Origin of the sequence: Streptococcus oralis (assembly GCF_026782345.1) — a bacterium.
GTDB lineage: Bacteria > Bacillota > Bacilli > Lactobacillales > Streptococcaceae > Streptococcus > Streptococcus oralis_CK.
The window spans coordinates 982,027-1,007,289 of sequence record NZ_JAKUWI010000001.1 but is presented as its reverse complement, the minus strand read 5'-3'; the positions used below and the strand labels follow the sequence as shown (position 1 = coordinate 1,007,289).

Genomic DNA, 25,263 nt, shown 5'->3' with positions numbered 1-25,263 from the left:
TGGTGGATTCGTGGTATAATTTTGGTAATTAGCTATAATGTAGAGGAGAAAAAATCATGGCAAACACAATTTTAATTTTAGGCAATGGATTTGATATTGCAATGGGTCGAAAAACAAAATATATAGATTTTATTGAGTTTGAAAAACAATTATTTTCTAATCCTGATGAGAGACTACAAGAGTTTCTAGAAGTTAAAAATATAAGGATTGAGAAATACAGAGATAATTTGTATTTGAAATTTATTAATGATAACAAGGATAAACTTGGAGAAAATTGGTCTAACCTTGAAATCATGATTTCTCAACTTGCAGATGCAATACTGTTTTTTAAAGAAAATAGTAAAGTATTATCTGAATGTATTGGATCTGATTATTACCCTTATTTTAATGATGTTTTAGAAGATACAAATAATTACACCGCAAAACGTTATGTTGCAAAAGTATTCGAAGATGAAATTCTAGATGAAGAATTGGATAATTATAAAAAAGAACTTTTCATAGAGAACCTTAATGAGTTATTTCTTGATCAACTTGATTTACTAATTGAACTACTAGAAATCTATCTGTCGTATTTAGATTATATAGATTTTGAGATTCGAGGAATTGAAGCAAGACCAACAGCTTTGGATGCAATACGTTATTTATCACATACCTATGTTTTAAATTTTAATTATACCAATACTTCAGGATATCTATTTGGAACTTCTGATATGCTAACTCATTTTATACATGGCCGAATTGATTTAGAGAGAACTTTTGGTCGCATCAATACTATGGTCTTTGGAATAGAAGATAAAGAAAATGATGTTAACAGTGATTTAATTCCTTATCAGAAGTATTACCAAAGGGTCGTTAAAGAGACAGGAAATGAATTTGAAGAATTTTTCCAACCAAGGTACAGGGATTCAGATGAGGAAGTATTAATATTGATATCCAAAAATATAATTATTTTTGGTCACTCTGTTGACCCATTGGATAAAGAGATATTTCAAAAATGTTTTGAATTAGCAGAGAAAGGTGAGTATCTATATCGGTTTATTTTCACTTATTACGATGAATCAGCTAAACGTTCAATTATTAAGAATCTCGCAATCATCCTTGGGAAGGAAAAACTGATAGAATTAACAGGAAAACGAAATGTTGTATTTATACAGAGTGATGATAAGGATGGTATGAAAGATATTCTACTACCCTAATAAAATCAAAAAATAATTAAATTTATAGAATAAGATTATAAAATCATATTTTAAAAATAGTTTATACCCCACTCGTCCTCCCTAGTTCGAGTGGTTTTTCTTGAAATATGATAAAATAGAAAAGATAATACATTAATTAAGGAAAGTAAAGATGGCAAGTAAAGAAAATGCAGAACGTAAGGAGCTGCATCGTAAAATTTGGGCGATTGCGGACGATGTGCGTGGGGCTGTAGACGGTTGGGATTTTAAACAATATATCCTAGGAATTCTGTTCTATCGTTTTATTTCAGAGCACATGGCAGACTATTTTGACCGTGCTGAGCATGAGGCTGGTGATTTAGAATTCCGTTATGCTGACTTAAGTGACCAAGAAGCTGAGCAAGATTTCAAACCAGGGACAGTTGAGGATAAGGGGTTCTTTATCCTTCCAAGTCAATTATTTGAAAATGTGGTCAAGAACGCCTCACAAAATGAAAATTTAAACGAAGAATTGGCCAATATTTTCCAAGATATTGAGAAGTCAGCGATTGGCTTCAAATCAGAAGATGATATCAAAGGTTTGTTTGATAACTTGGATACCCGAAGCAACATCCTTGGTGGAACTGTTCCAGAAAAAAATAAACGCCTATCTGATATCCTTAACGGTATCAATAGCATTAACTTTGGCAATTTTGAGGAAAATGACATTGATGCTTTTGGAGATGCTTATGAGTTCTTGATTTCCAACTATGCCAGTAATGCAGGAAAAAGCGGGGGTGAATTTTTCACGCCACAGACAGTCTCTAAACTGTTGGCTCGACTAGTCATGGTTGGTAAGGACAAAATTAACAAGGTCTATGACCCAACATGTGGTTCGGGTTCACTCCTCCTCCAGATGAAAAAACAATATGAAGAGCATATCCTAGAAGATGGTTTCTTTGGTCAAGAAATTAACATGACCAACTATAACTTGGCTCGTATGAATATGTTCTTGCATAATATCAATTACAATAACTTTGACATTAAGCGAGGGGACACCCTTTTAAATCCTCAACATTTGGAAGAAAAGCCTTTTGATGCCATCGTATCTAATCCTCCTTATTCTGTCAAATGGATAGGAGATGGAGACCCAACTTTGATAAACGATGACCGTTTTGCGCCAGCAGGAAAGCTAGCGCCTAAGTCAAAAGCTGATTTTGCTTTTATTATGCATAGTCTCAATCATTTGTCCAATAAAGGTCGGGCAGCTATCGTTTGTTTCCCAGGAATTTTCTATCGTGGAGGAGCTGAAAAGACCATTCGTCAGTATCTGGTAGATAATAACTTTGTTGAAGCAGTCATTGCCCTTCCAGGCAATCTCTTCTTTGGAACTTCTATTGCGACTACGATCTTAGTTCTGGCGAAGAATAAACTTGAAAACAAAACACTCTTTATTGATGCGAGTAAAGAATTCAAAAAAGAAACCAATAACAACGTCTTGACGGATAGCAATATCGAGCATATAGTTGAATTATTCTCTAATTATCAAAATGTTGACTATAAATCTGCTCTTGTTGATAATGAGGTGATTGGCTCAGAGCAAGATTACAATCTATCTGTCTCAACCTATGTCGAACAAGAAGATACACGTGAGAAGATTGATATTGATGAGCTCAATAAAGAAATCGCAGAGACTGTGACAAAGATTGACCACTTGCGTGCAGAGATAGATAAGATTGTAGAGGAATTGAGCCATGGCAAATGATGTGATTCTCTATAGAACAGATGACGGCAAGTCTGCGATTGAACTCCACTTGGATAATGGAACGGTCTGGCTGACCCAACAAGAACTAGCTGAGCTCTTTCAAACTTCCAAGCAAAACATTAGTAAACATATCAAGGCTATCTTTGAAGATGGTGAATTGGATGAAACAGTGGTTGTCAACTATCAGTTGACAACCACTCGTCACGGTGCAATAGCTGGTAAAACTCAGTCAAAAAAAGTCGCCTACTACAATCTGGATATGATTTTGGCGATTGGCTATCGTGTGCGCTCCCCTCGTGGAGTCCAGTTTAGACACTATGCTTCGACAGTCTTGAAAGAGTATCTGATTAAGGGTTTTGCTATGGATGATGAGCGCTTGAAAAACTTGGGTGGAGGTTCTTACTTTAAAGAACTCCTTGAGAGAATCCGAGACATCCGCTCTAGTGAAAAAGTCTTTTATCGTCAGGTTTTAGATCTTTTCGCGACATCTAGTGACTACAATGCAAACTCACCAGAGGCAAAGAAATTTTTTGCGACGGTTCAAAATAAGATGCATTATGCCATTCACCACAATACTGCGAGCGAACTCATCTACAATCGTGTTGATAGCGAAAAGGAGTTTATGGGCTTGACCACTTTTAAGGGAGACCTCCCTACTCTATCTGAAGCAAAAGTTGCCAAGAACTATCTGACAGAAAAGGAACTCCGTGGACTCAATCAGCTTGTATCAGGATATCTAGACTTTGCGGAAAGACAGGCAGAACGTGAAGAAGTCATGACCATGGCAGACTGGGTGACACACGTAGATCGTATCCTTCAGGCTACTGGCGAAGATTTGCTAGATAACAGTGGCTCTATCTCTCGTGAACACATGAAGCAGAAGGTAGATAAGGAATATAAGAGCTACCAAGCCAAGACACTCAGTCAAGTTGAAAAAGATTACCTCAAGGAAATTAAAAGCATTGAAAATCTAGCCAAGGAAGGAGGTAAGTGATGAATATCCTAGAAGAAATCCAGACCTGTCCCGTTGAGTGGAAAGAGTTGGGGGAAATTAGTCAATTTTATAGTGGTTTAACTGGGAAAACAAAATCTGATTTTGAAAATGGAAATGCTAAGTATGTAACTTATAAAAATATTTTTAATAATATACAAGTTGAATTTAATCTATTGGAAACTGTTCAGGTAGACAAAAATGAGAGGCAAAATTTTATAGAATACGGAGATGTGTTAATAACAGGTTCTTCTGAGAGCAAAGAAGAAGTTGGTATGTCTTCTACAGTTACTTTTGTTCCTGATGAGCAGATTTATTTAAATAGTTTTAGTTTTGGAATCCGATTTAATGAGGATATTGAACTTTTGCCAGAATTCACTAAATATTTATTCAGGAGCATCAGATTAAGAAAACAGATTGAGAAAACTGCAAGCGGTGTAACCAGATATAATATTTCAAAAGTTGCTTTTAAGAAAATAAAAATTCCATTACTTTCTAGAGAAATTCAAGAAAAAATCGTGCAAATACTTGACAAAATGACGGAGTATGTTACAGAATTGACCTCAGAATTGACCTCAGAATTGACCTCACGTAAAAAGCAATATTCTTTTTATAGAGATAAACTCTTGTCATTTGAAGATGAGGTTTATCAAGTTGAGTGGAAGACACTTGATGCAGTTTCTGAAAGAACAAGTAATATTTCTTGGAATAAAGTTGGAGATGATGAAAAATTTAAATATATAGATTTATCGTCAGTAGATAGAGTTTCTAATAAGATTACTGAGACTACATCAATAACTAAATCAACTGCTCCAAGTAGAGCTCAAAAGATTGTCAAATCAAATGATATTATCTTAGGGACGACAAGGCCAACTTTGAAACGTTTTACTAAAATTACAGATGCCTACAATGACCAGATTTGTAGTACAGGATTTTATGTTTTTAGAACAAATGGTGAGGTTTTACCTAACTACGTATATCATATATTTTCATCAAGTGATTTTTATAAATACTTGGAAGAAAATCAGAGTGGAGCAAGTTATCCAGCAATTTCTGATGCTTTGATAAAGAAGTATAAAATTCCCGTCCCTTCTCTTGAAATCCAATCTCGAATTGTTCAAGTTCTAGACAACTTTGACACGGTTTGTAATGACCTCAACATCGGACTACCTAAGGAGATTGAACTTCGTCAAAAACAGTATGAATATTTTAGAGAAAAACTCTTGACATTCGTCGCCGAAGGCGAGTACTCTGAGAGTAGAGTAGAGTAGAGGAGTGGGACAACTCCGCTATTATCAAACTTTTACAGTGGGTATTTGGACCAATTCGAGTGAAGTTGGGAGCAGTTGCAGAATATAGTCAAAAGAGGATTAGTGTGGCAGATTTAACTCCTGAAACTTATGTTGGAGTTGATAATTTGTTGCAAGATAGAAAAGGGAAAGCAGTTGCTACATTTTTACCTGACCAAGGAAGTGTTACAACCTATAATCAGGGTGATATATTGATTGGTAATATCAGACCTTATCTCAAAAAAATTTGGTTTTCTAATCAAGTTGGTGGGACAAGTGGAGATGTCTTGACAATTCAAAATTCTATTACCCCTTGTATGGAAAATAAATATTTATATTATATTTTGTCAGATGATCGATTCTTTTATTATAATGTGCAATATTCAAAAGGTTCTAAGATGCCCCGAGGAGATAAGAAAGCTATTATGCAATATAAGTTTATATTGCCATCCATTACAGAACAAAAAAGAATCGTCTCCATTCTTGACAATTTTAACACCCTAACCAACTCTCTTTCTGAAGGTCTTCCAAAAGAAATCGAACTAAGACAAAAACAGTATGAATACTGGAGAGAACAATTATTAAACTTCACTAGATAAATTCTTGAATCATTTTGAGAAAGAATCTCAATTAATACAATAAAAGGAAGCATACTATGGTTGATTATTCAAAAGTACATGAAGTAATTGCGGAAACAAATGAAGGGATTCTCTTGGCTGAGTATCAACCAGAGTATCGCACAGATAGAGAATTTCAGTCTGAGGCAGATTTGGAAAGACAATTGCTTATGGATTTAGTCAATGGTCTCAATTATGAACGATTGGATATCCATACACCTGCGGAGCTTTTAGCGAATGCAAAGGTTCAAATTGAAAAGCTTAATAAGGTTACGTTTACGGATGCTGAATGGCAACGTTTTGTAGTCGAGTATTTAGATTGTCCCAATGAAGGATTGGTTGAAAAAACACGAAAAATCCAAGAAAATTATATCTATGACTTTGTTTTTGATGATGGACGGATTAAAAATATTTTCATCCTTGACAAGAAAAACATTCACAACAACAGTATGCAGGTCATCAACCAAGTGACGCAAGTGGGGAGTCATACCAACCGTTATGATGTGACCATTTTAGTCAATGGTCTTCCGCTAGTTCAGATTGAATTGAAGAAGCGGGGAGTTAGTCTGCAAGAAGCCTTTAATCAGGTTCACCGTTATAGTAAGGAAAGCTTTAACAGCGAAAATTCTTTGTATAAGTATGTTCAGATTTTTGTGATTTCGAATGGCACTTATACACGCTACTTTGCAAATACAACAGCTCAGAATAAAAATCATTATGAGTTTACCTGTGAGTGGGCGGACCGTAAGAATAAGACTATTCACGAATTGGAAGATTTTACTGTTACTTTCTTAAGCAAGCGTGTCCTCTTGGAAGTTTTGACCAAGTATTGTGTTTTTGATGTGGATAATACCTTGCTCATTATGCGTCCTTATCAGATAGCAGCAACTGAAAGCATCTTGCGCAAGATTCATTCTTCCAATGAAATGAAGAATTTTGGAACCATCAATGCTTGTGGTTATATCTGGCATACGACAGGGTCAGGGAAAACCTTGACCAGCTTTAAGACTGCTCGCTTAGCGACAGAGTTGGACTACATTGACAAAGTGATATTCGTTGTAGATAGAAAAGACTTAGACTATCAAACTATGAAGGAATATCAAAAATTCCAACCAAATTCAGTCAATGGTAGTAACAATACAAAAGAGCTACAACGCAGTATCGAAGAAAATGATGATCGAATCGTTGTCACAACTATTCAAAAGTTAAATAAGTTTATCACTGCGAATCCTAATCATGAAGTCTATGCTAAGAAATGTGTCTTGATTTTTGACGAGTGTCATCGTTCTCAGTTTGGGAAGGCTCAAAAGCGCATTAAGAAGGCTTTTAAACAGTACGCCCTATTTGGATTTACAGGGACACCAATTTTCCCAGAAAATAGCTTGACGGGTGAAACGACACAAGAAGTTTTTGGAGAACAACTTCATAACTACGTTATCACAGATGCTATTCGAGATAAAAAAGTTTTGAAGTTTAAGGTTGACTATAACTATATCAAGCCTGAAATCAATAAATATAGAGAAGCAGAAAAAGCAGTTGGTCAAGAGCTTGATGAGAAGAAACTCAAAAAGATGGAGAAAGAACTTCTTCTCCATCCAGAACGGATATCAACCATCACAGAGTACTTGTTGAGAGTTTATAATGACAAGACGCATCGAAATCAACATTATACTCATAAGCAAAAACAACTGTTTGGATTTAATGCCATGCTAGCTGTACAAAGTATTGAAGCTGCTAAGTTATACTATGACGAACTCCAGCGACAACAAGCAACTTTACCAGAAGCTAAACGCTTGAAAGTTGCAACCATCTTTAGCTTCGCACCAAATGAAGAACAGTCAGCTTATGGGGAAATTCAAGACGAAGAATTAGAACCGCAAGATACAGCCATGCCTCAATCTTCTAAAGAGTTTCTGGAAAAAGCGATTGATGACTATAATCGAATGTTCAAGACCAACTTCTCAACTGAAGGGAAGGAGTTTCAAAATTACTATCGTGACCTTTCTAAGAGAGTTAAGTCTAAAGAAGTGGATCTTCTGATTGTAGTTGGTATGTTCTTGACAGGATTTGATGCTCCGACAATGAATACGCTATTTGTCGACAAGAACCTACGTTATCATGGTTTGATTCAGGCTTTTTCTAGAACCAATCGGATTTTTAACAAGGTTAAACCTTTTGGGAATATTGTTTGTTTCCGTGATTTAGAAAAGGCTACGCAAGAAGCTATTAAGACTTTTGGAGACACAAATAAGCTTGAAATCATCTTAGAAAAAAGCTTTAGTGAATACATGGATGGTTTTGTCGATCAGGTAACGGGTATCGAGGTCAAAGGATATACTGCGGTTTGTCAGGAAATTCTGGAAAGATTCCCAAATCCGCAAGAGATTGAAACAGAGCACGATAAAAAAGAGTTTGTTAAGTTATTTGGTGAGTTATTGAAACTCGATAATGTTCTTCGAAATTATGACGAATTCCAAGAAATCGACAAACCTATTTCAGAAGGTTATCTTCAGGATTTAAGAAGTGCTTATGTGGAAATTCGAGATGAGTTTTTGAACCTTAAAAACTATGAAAAGACTAAAGATTTAGAGATTGACCTTTCAGATGTTGAATTTGAAATTGAATTACTAAAAACTGATGAGATTAACCTAGACTATATTTTGGCATTGATTGTTGAAAAATCGAAGAATTCTGAGTCTAAAGAAGTAATGAAAGCAGAAGTTAGTCGTGTGATTCGTTCTAGTATTGATATCCGTGCCAAAGAAGAGTTGGTTATTGGATTTATCAATGACACCGATTTGCAAAAATTGAAAGACCATGATGGGATTATCAATGCTTTCTACGAATATGGCAAGGAGCGCAAGAAAATCGCGATTCAAGACCTAGCTGAGGCTGAGAAACTTGTAGATGACTATCAATTGTTTATCGACAAATCAATTCAACGAGGTTATGCTGAAAATAGTGGGACTGATTTGGATTCGATTATTCCACCAACTTCTCGTAGACAGGGAGCGCGTGAACGGAAAAAACAAGAAGTTTTACGTAAGATTCAGTTGTTAGTAGAGACTTATTCAGGTATTTAAGAGGTTGTCGAACAAGATTTATTAGAAAAATCAGGAACTACAAAAAACACTCTTTATTCGCTCATTTTTAAGATATAACTTTGTTTCCATACTTCCTGGAAACGGATAAAAAGCAAGGAGAAAGATGGAACAAACTAACCCAAAATCCCAGTGCCAACAACTCTGGGCTAGAAACAAATACCTCGTTTTGAGCCATTCCAGCAATATTTACAATGAGATTCGCCAATACTTGAAGAATGAAGAGGTGGAGGTAAGTCATGTTCAAGAACTGATCGACTGTGCCTGTCAAATCCCAGAACACAGGGGTCAGGTTTGCAATGCCTTTCAGCATATTTGGGGCTATTTCAAAAAGAAAGCGACAGATGCCGAGCGCAAGGACTATATGCTCTTGCTGGATTGCTACCGCTTTGGTCAGGCTTCTAAGGAAGACTTGATTGCTAAGACTCGAGACTTGCTTGATCGCTATCCCAATACCTACTTGCAACATTCTACCTTGCTGAAAGGAGACTCCCATGAGACTTTGGCATGAGGCTTTGATTTCACAACTTCCCCGTCCTCAGCTCTTGGGACAACATCGAGAGTGCTGCGCCCTGCGTGGAAATGGCTGGGGTAGAAAACATGCGACAGTGAACTATGTCTTTACCCACTCGCCCTATCGTCTCTATGCCTATCATCGCTTGATCATGGAGGAGATGGCTGGCCGTGGCTACAATGTCAGTCCAGAGTGGCTGGACAAGAACTACCGTGGCAAAATTTGTCCTCCCTATGAAGACTTGCCTGAGGAGAACCTAGGTAATCCCGTCTATAGTGAGCATAATGCAGAATACTATGAGGAGTGCCTGGCTAATCTCCGTGATAAGAGGATCGACCTATAGTCTTTTCTAATAACAAGCCATAGGTAGCTTTCAATTCAATATTTTTTTGCGAAGAACATAGCAACCTTGAAAGGCTATCAATCTATATTTACCAAAGGATTTGGGGAATCTTCTCCAAATCTTTTTTTGTACTTTAAATAGTGATATAGTTTCAAACTATATCAAAGCCTAATTTTTTACAATTATACAGACAGTTTCTTTTCTGTTAAGATAGTTTCAACAACAAATTTTGGAGGACACATCATGTCAACTACGATCATCGGTTTCCCTCGTTTGGGCGAATTCCGCGAATTAAAATTTACAACTGAAAAATACTTTAGAAAAGAAATCTCAGAAGAAGAACTCTTGGCAGTGGCAAAAGAATTGCGTGCCAAACACTGGAACATTGTCAAAGAAAAAGGCATCACTGAAATCCCATCAAATGACTTTTCTCACTATGACAACTTCTTAGATGCAGCTTTCCTTTTCAACGTGGTACCTGCATCCGTTCAAAACTTGGACTTGTCTGACCTTGAGCGCTACTTTGCTTTGGGACGTGGTTACCAAGGAGAAAAAGGGGACGTTCGTGCCCTTCCGATGAAGAAATGGTTCAACACCAACTACCACTACATCGTTCCTAAATTTGAAAAAGACACTCAGGTTAAATTGGCTGGTCACAAGATCTTTGATGAGTTCCAAGAAGCAAAAGAACTTGGATTGAACACTCGTCCTGTTCTCGTCGGTCCATTCACTTTCCTTCAATTATCAGACTTTGAAGACGGCGTGAAAGCAGAAGACTTCGTAGATAGCTTAGTGGTTGCTTACCAAGATGTTTTTGCTAAATTGGCTGAACTTGGTGCGACTCGTATTCAACTGGACGAAGCGGCTCTTGTCAAAGATTTGACAGCTGAAGAAAAAGCTCTCTTCTTGAACCTCTACAACAAGCTTTTGGCTGACAAGAAAGGTCTTGAAGTCTTGCTTCAAACTTACTTCGGTGATGTTCGTGACGTCTACACTGATCTTGTAAACTTGCCAGTTGATGCCATAGGTCTTGACTTCGTTGAAGGTAAGAAAACTCTTGAACTCGTTAAAGGTGGTTTCCCAGCTGACAAGACTCTCTATGCAGGTATCGTCAATGGTAAAAACATCTGGCGCAACAACTACGAAAAGAGCTTGGCTGTTCTTGAGCAAATCCCAGCTGAAAACATTGTCTTGACAAGCTCATGCTCACTTCTTCATGTGCCATTTACAACCGCTAATGAAGAATTTGAACCAGCTATCTTGAACCACTTTGCTTTCGCAGTTGAAAAATTGGAAGAACTTCGTGACTTGGATGCTATCCGCAATGGTCAAGGTGCAAAAGCTCTTGCAGCTAACAAAGAACTCTTTGCTACTGAACGTGTTGGTGAAAATGCGGAACTTCGCGCTCGTATCGCTGGATTGACTGATGCAGACTACACTCGTTTGCCAGCCTTTGCAGAACGTGAAGCTATCCAAGAAGAAGCTTTCAAACTTCCAGCTCTTCCAACAACAACTATCGGTTCATTCCCTCAAACTAAGGAAGTTCGTGCTAAACGTTTGGCTTACCGTAAGGGTGAATTGTCACAAGAAGAATACGACGCTTTCCTTGCTGAAACCATCGATGAATGGATCAAATGGCAAGAAGAAGTTGGATTTGACGTGCTTGTACACGGTGAGTTCGAGCGTAACGACATGGTTGAGTACTTCGGTCAAAACTTGTCAGGTTACCTCTTCTCTAAGAATGGTTGGGTACAATCATACGGTATGCGTGGGGTGAAACCACCAATCATCTGGGGTGATGTCACTCGTCTCAACCCAATCACTGTGAAATGGTCTAGCTACGCACAAAGCCGTACTGACAAACCTGTTAAAGGTATGTTGACTGGACCTGTTACGATCCTTAACTGGTCATTCCCACGTGAAGACATCACTATCAAGGATTCTACTCTTCAAATCGCTCTTGCAATCAAGGATGAAGTACTTGACCTTGAAGCTGCAGGCGTGAAGATTATCCAAATCGACGAGGCTGCTCTTCGTGAAAAATTGCCACTCCGTCGTAGCGACTGGTATGAAGACTACCTTGACTGGGCTATTCCAGCCTTCCGCTTGGTACATTCTACAGTTGCGCCAGATACGCAAATCCACACTCACATGTGTTACTCAGAATTTACAGATATTATCCCAGCCATCGACAACATGGATGCGGACGTTATTTCCTTTGAAGCAAGCCGTTCAAACCTTGAAATCTTGGACGAACTCAAAGCGAAAAACTTCCAAACAGAAGTGGGACCTGGGGTTTACGATATCCACTCACCTCGTGTACCAAATGAAGGCGAAATCGACCACACAATCGATGCTATTCTTGCCAAAGTTCCAAGCAAGAAAGTTTGGATCAACCCTGACTGTGGTTTGAAAACACGCGGTATTCCAGAAACAAAAGAAAGCTTGATCCGCCTTGTCGAAGCAGCAAAAGCTGCGCGTGAGAAATTATAAGATAAGATTTCGCTCGTGACACTGACTGATCAAGGAACTGCTTGGCCCTAGCTGGCTCAGCAATCATGAAATCAAAAAGAAAAGGATAATGACTATGTCACGCCAAACTCCGTCACTTTCATTTGAAGTGTTCCCTCCAAACCCAGCTGTGGGTAATGATAAAATTATTTCAGCCTTGCAGGATATGCGGGAGCTGACACCGCACTTTATCAGTGTGACCGCCAGCAATAATAAATTTAATATCAAGGAAACAACGGTTCGTTTGGCAGACTTTATCCAGAATGACTTGGCGATTCCAACCATTGCCCACTTGCCAGCTATCTATCTGACTAAGGAAAAAGTTGCTGAAACCATTGCGGACCTGGACAAGGTTGGGGTACAGAAAATCTTGGCCTTGCGTGGGGATATTATCCCTGATGTGGAACCGCAAAAGGATTTCCGCTACGCAACAGATTTGATTGAGTTTATCAAGGAACAAGCTCCTCACTTTGATATTATTGGCGCTTGCTACCCAGAGGGGCACCCTGACTCGCCAAACCAGATCTCAGATATTCAAAATCTCAAGAAGAAAGTGGATGCAGGCTGTTCAAGCCTTGTAACGCAACTTTTCTTTGACAATGAGCGCTTCTACGATTTCCAAGACAAGTGTACCTTGGCAGGGATTGATGTTCCTATTCATGCGGGGATCATGCCTATTCTTAACCGTAACCAAGCACTTCGTCTTTTGAAGACTTGTGAGAATATCCACCTTCCACGTAAATTTAAGGCCATCTTAGACAAGTATGAGCATGACCCTGAGTCACTCAGAGCAGCAGGACTTGCCTATGCAGTGGATCAGATCGTGGACTTAGTAACCCAGGATGTCGCTGGTGTGCATCTCTACACCATGAACAATGCTGAAACAGCAAAATACATCCACCAAGCAACCCATGCCTTATTTAACCATCAGTCTTTAGGATAATAAAAAGCAAACCATTCTTCTCAGGTGAGGGGAATGGTTCCTTTTTAATAGAAAAGCCCGCACTTTTTAAGAAAAATATGATAAAATAGACTCTGTACGTACTTGATACAAAGATGAGGGTATAAACAGATTCTTAGCTATTCAAATCTGCTATGCTATAAAAGATACAAATGCTAAAGAATAATATTTTTAAACTTTTTCAAGGTATTTAGGTAGTTGAACACGGGCTAAATCCCTAGTGAAAAAGATAGATTTCCTGGTGTGCATCGCACACTGCGTCAATCTCCTATTTTCATACGGGATTCTTTACGCCCTTTGTATCCTGATCTTTGTAGGCAAGGCGTATAATTTCATCAATCCAAAGGGGATTAAAATGACAAAACAAGTGTTTCAAACGACTTTTGCGGGTCGTGAGTTGGTTGTAGAGACTGGTCAGGTTGCTAAGCAAGCAAATGGCGCTGTTGTCGTGCGTTACGGTGAGTCAACTGTCTTGACTGCGGCCGTTATGTCTAAGAAAATGGCAACTGGGGATTTCTTCCCACTTCAAGTCAACTACGAAGAAAAAATGTATGCGGCTGGAAAGTTTCCTGGTGGCTTTATGAAACGTGAAGGACGTCCTTCAACAGATGCGACTTTGACAGCGCGTTTGATTGACCGTCCAATCCGCCCTATGTTTGCGGAAGGTTTCCGTAACGAAGTGCAAGTGATCAACACCGTCCTTTCTTATGATGAAAATGCCTCTGCTCCAATGGCGGCTATGTTTGGATCATCATTGGCATTGTCTATCTCAGATATTCCATTTGACGGACCAATCGCTGGGGTACAAGTGGGTTATGTTGATGGCCAAATCATCATCAACCCAACGCAAGAACAAGCAGAGCGCTCACTTCTTGAATTGACAGTAGCTGGTACCAAGCACGCTATCAACATGGTTGAGTCTGGTGCCAAAGAATTGTCAGAAGAAATCATGTTGGAAGCTCTTCTTAAAGGCCATGAAGCAGTCAAAGAATTGATTGCCTTCCAAGAAGAAATCGTTGCTGCGGTTGGTAAGGAAAAAGCAGAAGTGGAATTGCTTCATGTGGATGCGAACTTGCAAGCTGAAATCGTCGCAGCCTACAACAGCGACCTCCAAAAAGCGGTTCAAGTGGAAGAAAAATTGGCTCGTGAAGCTGCAACTCAAGCAGTTAAAGACCAAGTGACTGCTGTTTATCAAGAAAAATATGCAGACCACGAAGAATTTGATCGTATCATGCGTGATGTGGCTGAAATCTTGGAACAAATGGAACACGCTGAAGTGCGCCGTTTGATTACAGAAGACAAGGTGCGTCCTGATGGGCGTAAGGTCGATGAGATCCGTCCTTTAGATGCGCAGGTTGACTATCTTCCTCGTGTGCACGGTTCTGGTCTTTTCACTCGTGGACAAACGCAAGCCCTCTCAGTCTTGACCTTGGCTCCGATGGGAGAAACTCAAATCATCGATGGTTTGGATCCAGAGTACAAGAAACGCTTTATGCACCACTATAACTTCCCGCAATACTCAGTAGGGGAAACAGGTCGTTACGGTGCGCCTGGTCGTCGTGAAATTGGTCACGGTGCTCTTGGTGAGCGTGCTCTTGCTCAAGTCTTGCCAAGTTTGGAAGAATTCCCATACGCGATTCGCTTGGTAGCTGAAGTCTTAGAATCAAACGGTTCATCTTCTCAAGCTTCTATCTGTGCGGGAACTCTTGCCCTTATGGCTGGTGGTGTGCCAATCAAGGCGCCAGTAGCTGGTATTGCCATGGGTCTCATCTCCGACGGAAATAACTACACAGTATTGACAGATATCCAAGGATTGGAAGACCACTTTGGAGACATGGACTTTAAGGTTGCCGGTACTCGTGACGGGATTACAGCCCTTCAAATGGATATCAAGATTCAAGGGATTACTGCAGAAATCTTGACTGAGGCCCTTGCTCAAGCCAAGAAAGCGCGTTTTGAAATCCTTGATGTGATTGAAGCAACCATCCCAGAAGTGCGTCCAGAATTGGCTCCAACTGCTCCGAAAATTGATACCATCAAGATTGATGTCGACAAGATTAAGATTGTCATCGGTAAGGGTGGAGAAACCATTGACAAGATTATCGCTGAAACAGGCGTTAAAATCGATATTGACGAAGAAGGTAATGTGTCCATCTACTCTAGCGACCAAGATGCCATTAACCGTACCAAAGAAATCATTGCTGGTTTGGTTCGTGAAGCCAAAGTGGATGAAGTTTACCATGCTAAGGTTGTTCGTATCGAGAAATTTGGTGCCTTTGTCAACCTCTTTGATAAGACAGATGCACTTGTGCACATTTCGGAAATGGCTTGGACTCGTACCAATCGTGTCGAGGATTTGGTAGCTATTGGTGATGAAGTCGATGTTAAGGTTATCAAGATTGATGAAAAAGGTCGTATCGATGCCTCTATGAAGGTACTTCTTCCTCGTCCGCCAAAACCTGAGCATGATGAAAAAGGCGAAAAGTCTGAGCGACCTCACCGTCCACGTCATCACAAGGATTACAAACCTAAGAAAGAAGTTACAGAAACACCAAAAGATTCAGAATAAGAAAAGGAGAAATGTATGGGATGGTGGCGCGAAACCATTGATATTGTAAAAGAAAATGATCCAGCGGCACGCAACAGTTTGGAAGTTTTGCTGACTTATCCAGGTGTCAAGGCCTTGGCTGCCCACCGTCTCTCGCATTTTCTCTGGAAGCATGGCTTTAAACTCCTGGCTCGTATGCACAGTCAGTTTTGGCGCTTTTGGACTCAGATTGAGATTCATCCAGGTGCCCAGATTGATTCAGGTGTCTTTATCGACCACGGTTCAGGCTTGGTGATTGGAGAGACAGCGATTGTTGAAAAAGGCGTTCTACTCTATCATGGAGTGACTCTCGGTGGGACAGGGAAAGACTGTGGCAAACGCCATCCGACTGTGCGTAAAGGAGCTCTCATATCGGCCCATGCCCAAGTTATCGGGCCAGTAGAAATCGGCGAAAATGCCAAGGTCGGTGCTGCAGCAGTTGTCGTGGCAGATGTACCTAGTGATGTGACGGTTGTAGGTATTCCGGCCAAGATTGTCCGTGTTCATGGTAAGAAAGATGAGCCAGTCATTCACGAAGTTGAAGAAAAACGAGAGTATTATGTCAATAAACTTGAGCAGGCTAAAGAAGCCAGTCACAGATCGTCTGGTTTGTAGAGGATATCTATATGATTCAAGCAAGAAGCGAGTTAAGCCATGAGGAGCTATCTGAGGCGAAAAAACTAATTGACTGTTGCCAAGCCTATGATGGAACTTATCGTGATCCCTATCTTTCTAACATGCTTAATTTTGACCCAAACATGCCCGCCTTTTTCCTTTATTATGAAAAAGGCGAACTTGTTGGTCTCTTAACTGTCTATGCGGATGATCAAGACGTGGAAGTGACGATACTGGTTCATCCAGATCATCGTCGTCAGGGAATTGCGCGTGCTTTGTTTACGAGTTTTGAGAAAGAAACGGCTCCTTTCCCTATTCGTTCAGTTACTTTTCAGACAGAACGTATTTTTCTAGAGCGTCATCCTGATTTTGTCAGCAACTGGGGATTGGTCGAGGATGAAGATACAGAAACCTGGTTAGGTAAGGATAGAAGACCTTATCCGTTAGCAAAGCTTTCCAATCTTGAAGTTTTGTTAGCAGATAGTTCATATCAGGAGCAAATCAGCCAGTTAAATTTTCAGGCATTTTCAGAGGAACATGAATCGAGAGAAGTTGCGGATAGATATGTTGCTGAAGCTCTAAAAGATCCAGAAAGTCGCCTATATATTTTATTAAAAAACGGTCAGGTTATTGGGACTTGCACGGTAGATTTATCGACTAATACGAATTACTTCTACGGTTTAGCAATATCAGAACTTGAACGTGGCAAAGGCTATGGAAGTTACTTAGCAAAATCCCTTGTCAACCAACTGATTGAGCAAAATGATAAGGAATTTCAGATTGCAGTAGAGGACTGCAACGTAGGTGCCAAGCGCTTGTATGAAAAAATCGGCTTTGTCAAACAGACACAGGTAGTTTATCTGAATGAGAAAGAGTAGAAAAATGCTATTAGAAGAATTCGAAAATGTACCTGCTGTTATCGAACCAACTGATCGAAGTATTCGTGGTGGTGGAGAAATCTGTGACACGATTATTTTATCTTTTAATGGAGAAATCGTTGAACGAGTAAAGCAGTTTGAAGATGTTTACGAAGGTGGCTATCTAACCAATCTAAATGGCAGACTTCCATGGTATATCTATGAAAAAGATGGGAGTAAGGTAGCAGTTGCTATAGCTACGATTGGAGCCCCGATGGTTGTTGGACTCTTAGAAGAACTCAAAGCAAGAGGATTTAAGAACTTTATTGTTTTGGGTTCTTGCGGAGTTCTAGATCAGTCTATTCAGGCAGATAAGATTATTCTACCAAGTTCAGCTCTACGTGATGAAGGTACAAGTTACCATTACGCTCCTGCAAGTGATGAGATAGCTTATGACGAAACTCTCCTCTTAACCATGGAAGAAGCTTTGAACAAATCTGGTATTGAGCACATTCGAACAAAGATTTGGACCACAGATGCTTTCTATCGTGAAACAGCCGATAAGGTCAAACGTAGATTAGCAGCAGGTGCGACTGTTGTGGATATGGAAGCTTCTGCAATCATGGCTTGGACGCAATTTCGACAAGCAAAAGTTTATCAATTTTTTTATACGGCTGATTATGTTGACCATCACAATCATGAGTGGGATGCAAGACATGAAGAAAGAAAAGCAGATGCTATGACTTTCTTTGAGATAGCATTAGTAATTGCTAGAGAGTTGGATTGAAATGACTCTTTACGATAAACAAGAAACAGAAAGGAGACAGTGAGTGATTAAAATCTATGACACCATGTCTCGTGATTTGCGAGAATTTGTCCCTATCGAGGACGGCAAGGTTAAGATGTATGTCTGTGGGCCAACCGTCTATAACTATATCCACGTGGGGAATGCTCGTTCAACAGTAGCCTTTGATACTATTCGTCGCTACTTTGAGTACCGTGGTTATGAGGTTGCCTATATTTCCAACTTTACGGATGTGGATGATAAGATTATTAACCGTGCCAAGGAAGAAGGCATCACGCCTCAGGAGGTTGCGGATAAGTACATCGCTGCCTTTCGTGAGGATGTGACAGCCTTGGGCGTGAAACCTGCGACTCGCCATCCACGTGTAGTAGAGTTTATGGCGGACATCATCCGTTTTGTGGAAGACTTGATCGAGAAAGGCTTTGCCTATGAGAGTCAAGGGGACGTTTACTTCCGTGTGGAAAAATCCCACAACTATGCTAAATTGGCCAATAAAACCTTGGAAGATTTGGAGCTGGGTGCTTCAGGTCGTACAGATGAAGAGACAGCTCGCAAGGAAAATCCTGTAGACTTTGCCCTTTGGAAAGCTGCAAAACCGGGCGAGATTTCTTGGGATAGTCCTTGGGGACCTGGTCGTCCGGGTTGGCACATCGAGTGTTCGGTCATGTCGACAGAGATTTTGGGCGATACCATTGATATTCACGGTGGTGGAGCCGACCTTGAGTTTCCGCATCATACCAACGAAATTGCCCAGTCAGAAGCCAAAACAGGCAAGACTTTTGCGAACTACTGGATGCACAATGGTTTTGTCAATATTGACAATGTCAAGATGTCTAAATCCTTGGGGAATTTCATCACAGTCCATGATGCCCTCAAAACCATTGATGGTCAAGTGTTGCGTTTCTTCTTTGCGACTCAGCATTACCGTAAACCAATCAACTTTACTGAAAAGGCAGTGCGTGATGCAGAGACCAATCTCAAATATCTGAAGAACACTTACGAGCAACCATTTTCTGGGACTGTAGATGCTCAAGAGTTACAGGACTTTAAAGAAAAGTTTATAGCAGCTATGGATGAGGACTTTAACTCTGCCAACGGTATCACAGTTGTCTTTGAGATGGCCAAGTGGATCAACTCCGGCAACTATGATGCAAGTGTTAAAGAAGCTCTTGCGGCTATGTTAGAAGTCTTTGGAATTGTCTTTGTTGAGGAAGTTTTGGATGCAGAGATTGAAGCCTTGATCCAAGAACGTCAAGAAGCGCGTGCTAATCGTGACTTTGCGACAGCGGATCAAATCCGTGACCAATTGGCTGCTCAAGGAATTAAGCTTCTTGACACCAAGGATGGAGTGAGGTGGACACGTGATTGATGTCAATCTCATTAACGGGATTGTGCTGGCTTTTGAGGGAGATGCGGTGTATTCTATGTATATTCGCCGCCACCTCATCCTCAAAGGCATGACCAAGCCCAATAAACTCCACCAAGAGGCGACTAAGTATGTGTCAGCAAAGGCTCAGGCTCGCTTGATTGCCCTCATGTTGGAGGAGCAAGTCCTGACGGAAAAAGAAGAAGAAATCTACAAACGTGGTCGCAATACCAATAGCCACACAAAGGCTAAAAATGCTGATGTGGTGACTTACCGCATGTCTACAGGTTTTGAAGCAGTGATGGGCTATCTCCATCTGACTGAAAATGTGGAGCGTCTAGAGACCATAATTTCTTGGTGCATCCAAAAAGTGGAGGACTAGGATATGATTGCAAAGGAATTACAAGACTGGTTTCCTGAAGCTCAGATTTCAGATCAGCCGATAGAGAAATTAGGATATCTTACTCTTCCTCTGTCTTCACAGCAGTGGATTTTACTGGAGGAAGCTGGGCTCAGCGAGCGTGAAAAGCAGCTGGTTGCCCTTTTGACCCAGCAGGAGCAGGCTCGTTCGCTCAATCCTTGGTATCCCTATTTGATTGAGGGGAAGGGGCAGGCACCTCAAACTTTTAAAAAGATACAATTGGTTTATTGTCATCTATCCTATTATCAGCAGGAAAATCTAGCCTCTTGGCTGGATATGATGCGGACTCTCTTTCCAAACTGCCAGACAGTGCTACAGGTCGGTGCTCAGGACTATGTTTTCGTGCTTCAACAAGATAAGTACAGCTCTGTCCGCTCAATCTTATCTGATACGATTGAAGCAGTTGAGTATGACTTTGGCCTTCGTCTGTCTATCATGTTAGGCCAGGTGTGGTCTCAGACAGGCCCTCAAGCCCTATCAGACTTAATCACAGTAGAGCGAGACTTGTTTAAGACTTGGTGGCGCCAGGGTCACCAAGGTGTACATACCTTTTCACAACTCTATCTTTGGAGTATGGGAGAAAGACTAGTGGACTTGAAGGTAATCAAGGAATGCCTGCACCAGATAATCTTGGATCAGGACCAGATTCAGGAAATTATCCTTTCTCTCTGGGAAAACAGTGCTGTTCTGACTAAAACAGCCCAGCAACTCTATCTGCACCGCAATTCTCTTCAATACAAGATTGACAAATGGGAAGAATTGACAGGGCTTCAGTTGAAGGAGTTAACGGACCTTACCTTGTGTTATCAGTTGATTTTACCAGATATTCTCTAAAGTTTTGTGCAAGTTGCACAGAACTTTTTTATTTTTTTGGTCACCTTGCCATAGAAATGTAAAGCGTTTTCATTTATAATAAAACTATCAAAAAATAAAAGGAGTTCACCTTCCATGGTAGAATTAAATCTTAAAAACATTTACAAAAAATATCCAAACAGCGAACACTACTCAGTTGAAGACTTTAACTTGGACATTAAAGACAAGGAATTTATCGTTTTCGTAGGTCCTTCAGGATGTGGTAAGTCTACAACTCTTCGTATGATCGCTGGTCTTGAAGACATTACAGAAGGTACTGCATCTATCGATGGCGTGGTTGTCAACGACGTAGCTCCAAAAGACCGTGACATCGCCATGGTATTCCAAAACTACGCTCTTTACCCACATATGACTGTATATGACAACATGGCTTTCGGTTTGAAATTGCGTAAATACAGCAAGGAAGACATCGACAAACGTGTGCAAGAAGCGGCAGCAATCCTTGGTTTGAAAGAATTCTTGGATCGTAAACCTGCTGACCTCTCAGGTGGTCAACGTCAACGTGTTGCCATGGGTCGTGCTATCGTCCGTGATGCAAAAGTGTTCTTGATGGATGAACCTTTGTCAAACTTGGATGCCAAACTTCGTGTATCTATGCGTGCTGAAATTGCGAAGATCCACCGTCGTATCGGTGCTACAACTATCTACGTAACCCACGACCAAACAGAAGCGATGACACTTGCAGACCGTATCGTTATCATGTCAGCAACTAAGAACCCTGCTGGTACAGGTACTATCGGACGTGTTGAACAAATCGGTACCCCTCAAGAAGTTTACAAAAACCCAGTTAACAAGTTCGTTGCAGGATTCATCGGAAGCCCAGCTATGAACTTCATCAATGTGAAATTAGAAGGCAATGAAATTGTTTCTGACGGTTTCCGCTTGAAAGTTCCAGAAGGTGCTTTGAAAGTTCTTCGTGAAAAAGGCTACGAAGGAAAAGAATTGATCTTCGGTATTCGTCCAGAAGACGTGAATGCAGAACCTGCTTTCCTTGAAACATTCCCAGAATCAGTTGTCAAAGCTACTATCTCCGTATCAGAATTGCTTGGTTCAGAATCTCACCTTTACTGCCAAGTTGGTAAAGACGAATTTGTTGCCAAAGTGGATGCTCGTGACTACTTGCAAACAGGTGCAACAGTTGAACTAGGATTTGACTTGAACAAAGCACACTTCTTCGACGTAGAAACTGAAAAAACAGTCTACTAAGCAAATGAAATGTCAAAACACTGCTAGAGAAATCTGGCAGTGTTTTTTTAATGATTGGTATTGGCATAAAAACAGGCTTTTCTAGTTTTCATATCCTTAAAAAAGTGATAAAATGGTAGGAAGAATTGGAGAGTATAGATGCCGAAAGAAGTGAATTTGACGGGCGATCAGGTAGTCGCTTTAACGAAAGAATATTTAACAAAGGAAGATGTTGCTTTTGTACAAAAAGCATTGATTTACGCAGTTGATTGTCATAGTGGGCAGTTTCGGAAATCAGGTGAGCCCTATATTATCCATCCCATTCAGGTAGCAGGCATTCTGGCTAAGCTCAAGCTGGATGCCGTAACCGTTGCCTGTGGTTTTTTGCATGATGTGGTTGAGGACACAGATGCGACATTGGATGATTTGGAGAGAGAGTTCGGTCATGATGTTCGGATTATCGTTGATGGGGTGACCAAGCTTGGTAAGGTTGAGTACAAATCACTCGAGGAACAATTGGCTGAAAATCATCGCAAGATGCTTATGGCCATGTCTGAGGATATCCGTGTGATCTTGGTTAAACTATCGGACCGTTTGCACAATATGCGGACTCTCAAACACCTGCGAAAGGATAAGCAAGAACGTATCTCCAGAGAAACTATGGAAATTTACGCACCACTTGCTCATCGTCTAGGGATTTCCAGTGTCAAGTGGGAGTTGGAAGATCTATCTTTCCGTTATCTCAATCCAACTGAGTTTTACAAAATCACCCACATGATGAAGGAAAAACGCAGAGAACGTGAGGCTTTGGTCGACGAAGTCGTAACCAAGTTGGAAGAGTATGCTACCGAACGCAATCTCAAAGGGAAAATCTATGGTCGTCCTAAGCATATCTATTCGATCTATCGCAAGATGCAGGATAAGAAGAAACGCTTTGAGGAAATTTATGACCTGATTGCCATTCGCTGTATCTTAGATACCCAGAGTGATGTCTATGCTATGCTGGGTTATGTGCATGAACTTTGGAAACCCATGCCAGGACGCTTCAAAGATTATATCGCCAATCGTAAGGCCAATGGTTACCAGTCTATCCATACAACCGTTTATGGGCCAAAAGGACCGATTGAATTTCAGATTCGGACTAAGGAAATGCACGAGGTGGCTGAGTACGGGGTAGCAGCTCACTGGGCCTATAAGAAAGGCATTAAAGGGCAGGTCAACAGCAAGGAATCTGCTATTGGAATGAACTGGATCAAGGAGATGATGGAGCTCCAAGACCAGGCTGATGATGCCAAGGAATTTGTGGATTCTGTTAAAGAAAACTATCTGGCGGAGGAGATTTACGTCTTTACTCCAGATGGTGCGGTTCGCTCCCTTCCAAAAGATTCAGGACCGATTGACTTTGCCTATGAAATCCATACCAAAGTCGGTGAAAAAGCGACTGGTGCCAAGGTCAATGGCCGTATGGTTCCACTGACAACCAAGCTTAAGACAGGGGATCAGGTTGAAATTATCACCAACCCCAACTCCTTTGGTCCGAGTCGTGACTGGCTAAACATGGTCAAGACCAGCAAGGCGCGCAACAAGATTCGTCAGTTCTTTAAAAATCAAGACAAGGAATTATCCGTTAACAAGGGCCGTGAAATGTTGATGGCTCAATTCCAAGAAAACGGTTATGTGGCTAATAAATTCATGGACAAGCGCCATATGGACGAGGTCCTTCAAAAGACCAGCTACAAGACAGAGGAAGCTCTCTATGCAGCCATTGGTTTTGGAGAAATTGGCGCTATTACGGTCTTTAACCGTTTGACCGAAAAGGAACGTCGTGAGGAAGAACGCGCTAAGGCCAAGGCGGAAGCAGAGGAGCTTGTCAAAGGTGGCGAAGTTAAGGTCGAAAACAAAGAAACCCTCAAGGTCAAGCATGAGGGTGGTGTGGTCATTGAAGGGGCCTCAGGTCTCTTAGTGCGGATTGCCAAGTGTTGTAATCCAGTGCCGGGTGACGACATTGTCGGTTACATTACTAAGGGACGCGGTGTAGCTATTCACCGTGTGGACTGTATGAATCTCCGTGCCCAAGAAAACTACGAGCAACGTCTCCTTGATGTGGAGTGGGAAGATCAATTCTCAAGCAAGGAATACACTGCCCACATCGATATCTATGGTCTCAACCGTACAGGGCTCTTAAATGATGTTCTGCAAGTTCTCTCCAACACAACTAAGAATATCTCAACCGTTAATGCTCAACCAACTAAGGATATGAAATTTGCCAATATCCATGTGTCTTTTGGCATCTCAAATCTCTCAACTCTAACGACAGTAGTTGACAAGATTAAAAGTGTGCCAGAGGTCTACTCTGTCAAACGGACCAACGGATAATTAAATAGAAAGGCGCTTATGAAAATCATCATTCAACGAGTCAAGAAAGCCCAAGTCAGTATCGAAGGTCAGGTTCATGGAAAAATTAATCAGGGACTTTTATTACTGGTCGGTGTAGGCCCAGAGGACCAAGAGGAAGATTTGGACTATGCTGTGAGAAAGCTTGTTAACATGCGGATTTTTTCTGATGCAGAAGGCAAGATGAATCTGTCTGTCAAGGATATTGAGGGGGAAACCCTTTCTATTTCTCAGTTTACTCTCTTTGCAGATACCAAGAAGGGCAATCGTCCCGCCTTTACAGGAGCAGCCAAGCCGGATATGGCAGCTGCCTTCTATGAGGCTTTCAACCAAAAGCTAGCTCAGGAAGTGCCCGTTCAGACAGGCATCTTTGGAGCGGATATGCAGGTGGAGCTGGTAAATGATGGGCCAGTTACCATCATTCTTGATACTAAAAATAGATAAGAAAACCAAGCCCAGCTGGCTTGGTTTTTGTTTATAGACACTCCCATAAAGAGGTATGTCGGTTGTAAAAGTCTGGATAGTTTTCTCTTAGGTGGCTAGCCGTTATATAATATAAAGTAGAATGACAGGAAGTAAAGACTGGAGTAAGAGAGTAGAAATATTGAGGGCCAGTGATGGATAAAAAGACAAATAATAGAAAATCGCTGATGAGCACTCCTAAATAGTAGAAGCGAATTTTTTTGTTCATCTGAGGATAAATCTCAGAGAAATGTTTTTTGAGTCGATTGACCAAGCGAAATAGCAGTAGTCCTTGAGCAAGGATGAAAATGAAGCAAAAAATCAGGCCTCTCTCCAAAGAAAGTTCGTATCGGGGTCTGAAAGTTACCAACAGTAGCAAATCGCTGACTACAATGGCTGCAAAATGGATTCTAAAGAGCTTTTTCATAGGAAGACCTCCCTCTTTTATCTAG

The 25,263-nt window shown here is 40.7% G+C and carries 21 protein-coding genes; 20 read left to right on the top strand and 1 reads right to left on the bottom strand.

Annotated elements, in window-relative coordinates; translation table 11 throughout:
* Nucleotides 1-56: 56 nt before the first annotated feature.
* From MK405_RS04985 to dtd, 20 genes are all read left to right on the top strand, one after another.
* Nucleotides 57-1,196, top strand: a complete 1,140-nt coding sequence (locus MK405_RS04985; protein WP_268704472.1) for an AbiH family protein — start codon at nucleotides 57-59, stop codon at nucleotides 1,194-1,196.
* Nucleotides 1,197-1,347: 151 nt separating this feature from the next.
* Entirely contained in the window at nucleotides 1,348-2,919 is a 1,572-nt protein-coding gene (locus MK405_RS04980) for a type I restriction-modification system subunit M (protein WP_268704471.1), read from the top strand.
* A complete protein-coding gene (locus tag MK405_RS04975) occupies nucleotides 2,909-3,913 on the top strand; it encodes a virulence RhuM family protein (RefSeq protein ID WP_268704470.1) in 1,005 nt (334 codons plus the stop codon). The genes MK405_RS04980 and MK405_RS04975 overlap by 11 nt, the downstream gene beginning before the upstream one ends.
* On the top strand, nucleotides 3,913-5,181 hold the full coding sequence (locus MK405_RS04970; protein ID WP_268704469.1) for a restriction endonuclease subunit S: 1,269 nt from the start codon (nucleotides 3,913-3,915) through the stop codon (nucleotides 5,179-5,181). The genes MK405_RS04975 and MK405_RS04970 overlap by 1 nt, the downstream gene beginning before the upstream one ends.
* Before the next feature lie 104 nt (nucleotides 5,182-5,285).
* The gene (locus tag MK405_RS04965; RefSeq protein ID WP_268704468.1) at nucleotides 5,286-5,798 is read left to right on the top strand and encodes a restriction endonuclease subunit S; all 513 of its coding nucleotides are present in this window, start codon (nucleotides 5,286-5,288) and stop codon (nucleotides 5,796-5,798) included.
* Between the two features lie 56 nt (nucleotides 5,799-5,854).
* Nucleotides 5,855-8,899: a type I restriction endonuclease subunit R gene (locus tag MK405_RS04960; protein ID WP_268704467.1), complete on the top strand. Its 3,045-nt coding sequence runs from the start codon at nucleotides 5,855-5,857 to the stop codon at nucleotides 8,897-8,899.
* A gap of 124 nt (nucleotides 8,900-9,023) precedes the next feature.
* A complete protein-coding gene (locus MK405_RS04955) occupies nucleotides 9,024-9,428 on the top strand; it encodes a YbgA family protein (protein ID WP_268704466.1) in 405 nt (134 codons plus the stop codon).
* Nucleotides 9,412-9,774 (top strand): TIGR02328 family protein, encoded by a 363-nt coding sequence (locus MK405_RS04950; protein ID WP_268704465.1) that lies wholly within the window; start codon nucleotides 9,412-9,414, stop codon nucleotides 9,772-9,774. Before MK405_RS04955 ends, MK405_RS04950 begins: the two co-directional genes overlap by 17 nt.
* A 243-nt stretch (nucleotides 9,775-10,017) precedes the next feature.
* A complete protein-coding gene (gene metE, locus MK405_RS04945; protein ID WP_268704464.1) occupies nucleotides 10,018-12,267 on the top strand; it encodes a 5-methyltetrahydropteroyltriglutamate--homocysteine S-methyltransferase in 2,250 nt (749 codons plus the stop codon).
* Between the two features lie 94 nt (nucleotides 12,268-12,361).
* Nucleotides 12,362-13,228, top strand: a complete 867-nt coding sequence (metF, locus tag MK405_RS04940; protein WP_061421607.1) for a methylenetetrahydrofolate reductase [NAD(P)H] — start codon at nucleotides 12,362-12,364, stop codon at nucleotides 13,226-13,228.
* 373 nt (nucleotides 13,229-13,601) lie between these two features.
* On the top strand, nucleotides 13,602-15,815 hold the full coding sequence (pnp, locus tag MK405_RS04935; RefSeq protein WP_084853635.1) for a polyribonucleotide nucleotidyltransferase: 2,214 nt from the start codon (nucleotides 13,602-13,604) through the stop codon (nucleotides 15,813-15,815).
* A gap of 15 nt (nucleotides 15,816-15,830) precedes the next feature.
* Nucleotides 15,831-16,448, top strand: a complete 618-nt coding sequence (gene cysE, locus MK405_RS04930; protein WP_084853638.1) for a serine O-acetyltransferase — start codon at nucleotides 15,831-15,833, stop codon at nucleotides 16,446-16,448.
* A gap of 11 nt (nucleotides 16,449-16,459) precedes the next feature.
* Nucleotides 16,460-17,326, top strand: a complete 867-nt coding sequence (locus MK405_RS04925) for a GNAT family N-acetyltransferase (RefSeq protein ID WP_084853641.1) — start codon at nucleotides 16,460-16,462, stop codon at nucleotides 17,324-17,326.
* A gap of 4 nt (nucleotides 17,327-17,330) precedes the next feature.
* Nucleotides 17,331-18,092, top strand: a complete 762-nt coding sequence (locus MK405_RS04920; protein WP_084853644.1) for a nucleoside phosphorylase — start codon at nucleotides 17,331-17,333, stop codon at nucleotides 18,090-18,092.
* 43 nt (nucleotides 18,093-18,135) lie between these two features.
* Nucleotides 18,136-19,479 carry a cysteine--tRNA ligase gene (cysS, locus tag MK405_RS04915; RefSeq protein WP_084853646.1) on the top strand — a complete coding sequence of 448 codons (1,344 nt, stop codon included), beginning with the start codon at nucleotides 18,136-18,138 and terminating at the stop codon, nucleotides 19,477-19,479.
* Nucleotides 19,472-19,858 (top strand): Mini-ribonuclease 3, encoded by a 387-nt coding sequence (locus MK405_RS04910; RefSeq protein WP_084853648.1) that lies wholly within the window; start codon nucleotides 19,472-19,474, stop codon nucleotides 19,856-19,858. Before cysS ends, MK405_RS04910 begins: the two co-directional genes overlap by 8 nt.
* A gap of 3 nt (nucleotides 19,859-19,861) precedes the next feature.
* A complete protein-coding gene (locus tag MK405_RS04905) occupies nucleotides 19,862-20,731 on the top strand; it encodes a helix-turn-helix domain-containing protein (protein ID WP_084853651.1) in 870 nt (289 codons plus the stop codon).
* A gap of 114 nt (nucleotides 20,732-20,845) precedes the next feature.
* Entirely contained in the window at nucleotides 20,846-21,976 is a 1,131-nt protein-coding gene (locus MK405_RS04900; RefSeq protein ID WP_000229937.1) for an ABC transporter ATP-binding protein, read from the top strand.
* A gap of 138 nt (nucleotides 21,977-22,114) precedes the next feature.
* A complete protein-coding gene (locus MK405_RS04895; RefSeq protein ID WP_001123776.1) occupies nucleotides 22,115-24,331 on the top strand; it encodes a RelA/SpoT family protein in 2,217 nt (738 codons plus the stop codon).
* Nucleotides 24,332-24,349: 18 nt separating this feature from the next.
* Nucleotides 24,350-24,793 carry a D-aminoacyl-tRNA deacylase gene (gene dtd, locus MK405_RS04890; RefSeq protein ID WP_084853653.1) on the top strand — a complete coding sequence of 148 codons (444 nt, stop codon included), beginning with the start codon at nucleotides 24,350-24,352 and terminating at the stop codon, nucleotides 24,791-24,793.
* Between the two features lie 31 nt (nucleotides 24,794-24,824).
* Here dtd and MK405_RS04885 read toward each other — a convergent pair whose 3' ends face one another.
* Nucleotides 24,825-25,238 carry a hypothetical protein gene (locus MK405_RS04885; protein WP_084853655.1) on the bottom strand — a complete coding sequence of 138 codons (414 nt, stop codon included), beginning with the start codon at nucleotides 25,236-25,238 and terminating at the stop codon, nucleotides 24,825-24,827.
* Nucleotides 25,239-25,263 lie beyond the last annotated feature (25 nt).

Excerpts from the sequence above, each read along its gene's own strand:
- MK405_RS04905 (WP_084853651.1), top strand. The coding sequence starts at position 19,862 with ATGATTGCAAAGGAATTACAAGACTGGTTTCCTGAAGCTCAGATTTCA.
- MK405_RS04985 (WP_268704472.1), top strand. The coding sequence starts at position 57 with ATGGCAAACACAATTTTAATTTTAGGCAATGGATTTGATATTGCAATG.
- cysE (WP_084853638.1), top strand. The coding sequence starts at position 15,831 with ATGGGATGGTGGCGCGAAACCATTGATATTGTAAAAGAAAATGATCCA.
- MK405_RS04950 (WP_268704465.1), top strand. The coding sequence starts at position 9,412 with ATGAGACTTTGGCATGAGGCTTTGATTTCACAACTTCCCCGTCCTCAG.
- MK405_RS04925 (WP_084853641.1), top strand. The coding sequence starts at position 16,460 with ATGATTCAAGCAAGAAGCGAGTTAAGCCATGAGGAGCTATCTGAGGCG.
- MK405_RS04895 (WP_001123776.1), top strand. The coding sequence starts at position 22,115 with ATGCCGAAAGAAGTGAATTTGACGGGCGATCAGGTAGTCGCTTTAACG.
- MK405_RS04980 (WP_268704471.1), top strand. The coding sequence starts at position 1,348 with ATGGCAAGTAAAGAAAATGCAGAACGTAAGGAGCTGCATCGTAAAATT.
- MK405_RS04970 (WP_268704469.1), top strand. The coding sequence starts at position 3,913 with ATGAATATCCTAGAAGAAATCCAGACCTGTCCCGTTGAGTGGAAAGAG.
- pnp (WP_084853635.1), top strand. The coding sequence starts at position 13,602 with ATGACAAAACAAGTGTTTCAAACGACTTTTGCGGGTCGTGAGTTGGTT.
- metF (WP_061421607.1), top strand. The coding sequence starts at position 12,362 with ATGTCACGCCAAACTCCGTCACTTTCATTTGAAGTGTTCCCTCCAAAC.
- MK405_RS04885 (WP_084853655.1), bottom strand. The coding sequence starts at position 25,238 with ATGAAAAAGCTCTTTAGAATCCATTTTGCAGCCATTGTAGTCAGCGAT.
- dtd (WP_084853653.1), top strand. The coding sequence starts at position 24,350 with ATGAAAATCATCATTCAACGAGTCAAGAAAGCCCAAGTCAGTATCGAA.
- MK405_RS04975 (WP_268704470.1), top strand. The coding sequence starts at position 2,909 with ATGGCAAATGATGTGATTCTCTATAGAACAGATGACGGCAAGTCTGCG.
- MK405_RS04920 (WP_084853644.1), top strand. The coding sequence starts at position 17,331 with ATGCTATTAGAAGAATTCGAAAATGTACCTGCTGTTATCGAACCAACT.
- MK405_RS04960 (WP_268704467.1), top strand. The coding sequence starts at position 5,855 with ATGGTTGATTATTCAAAAGTACATGAAGTAATTGCGGAAACAAATGAA.
- MK405_RS04900 (WP_000229937.1), top strand. The coding sequence starts at position 20,846 with ATGGTAGAATTAAATCTTAAAAACATTTACAAAAAATATCCAAACAGC.
- metE (WP_268704464.1), top strand. The coding sequence starts at position 10,018 with ATGTCAACTACGATCATCGGTTTCCCTCGTTTGGGCGAATTCCGCGAA.
- MK405_RS04955 (WP_268704466.1), top strand. The coding sequence starts at position 9,024 with ATGGAACAAACTAACCCAAAATCCCAGTGCCAACAACTCTGGGCTAGA.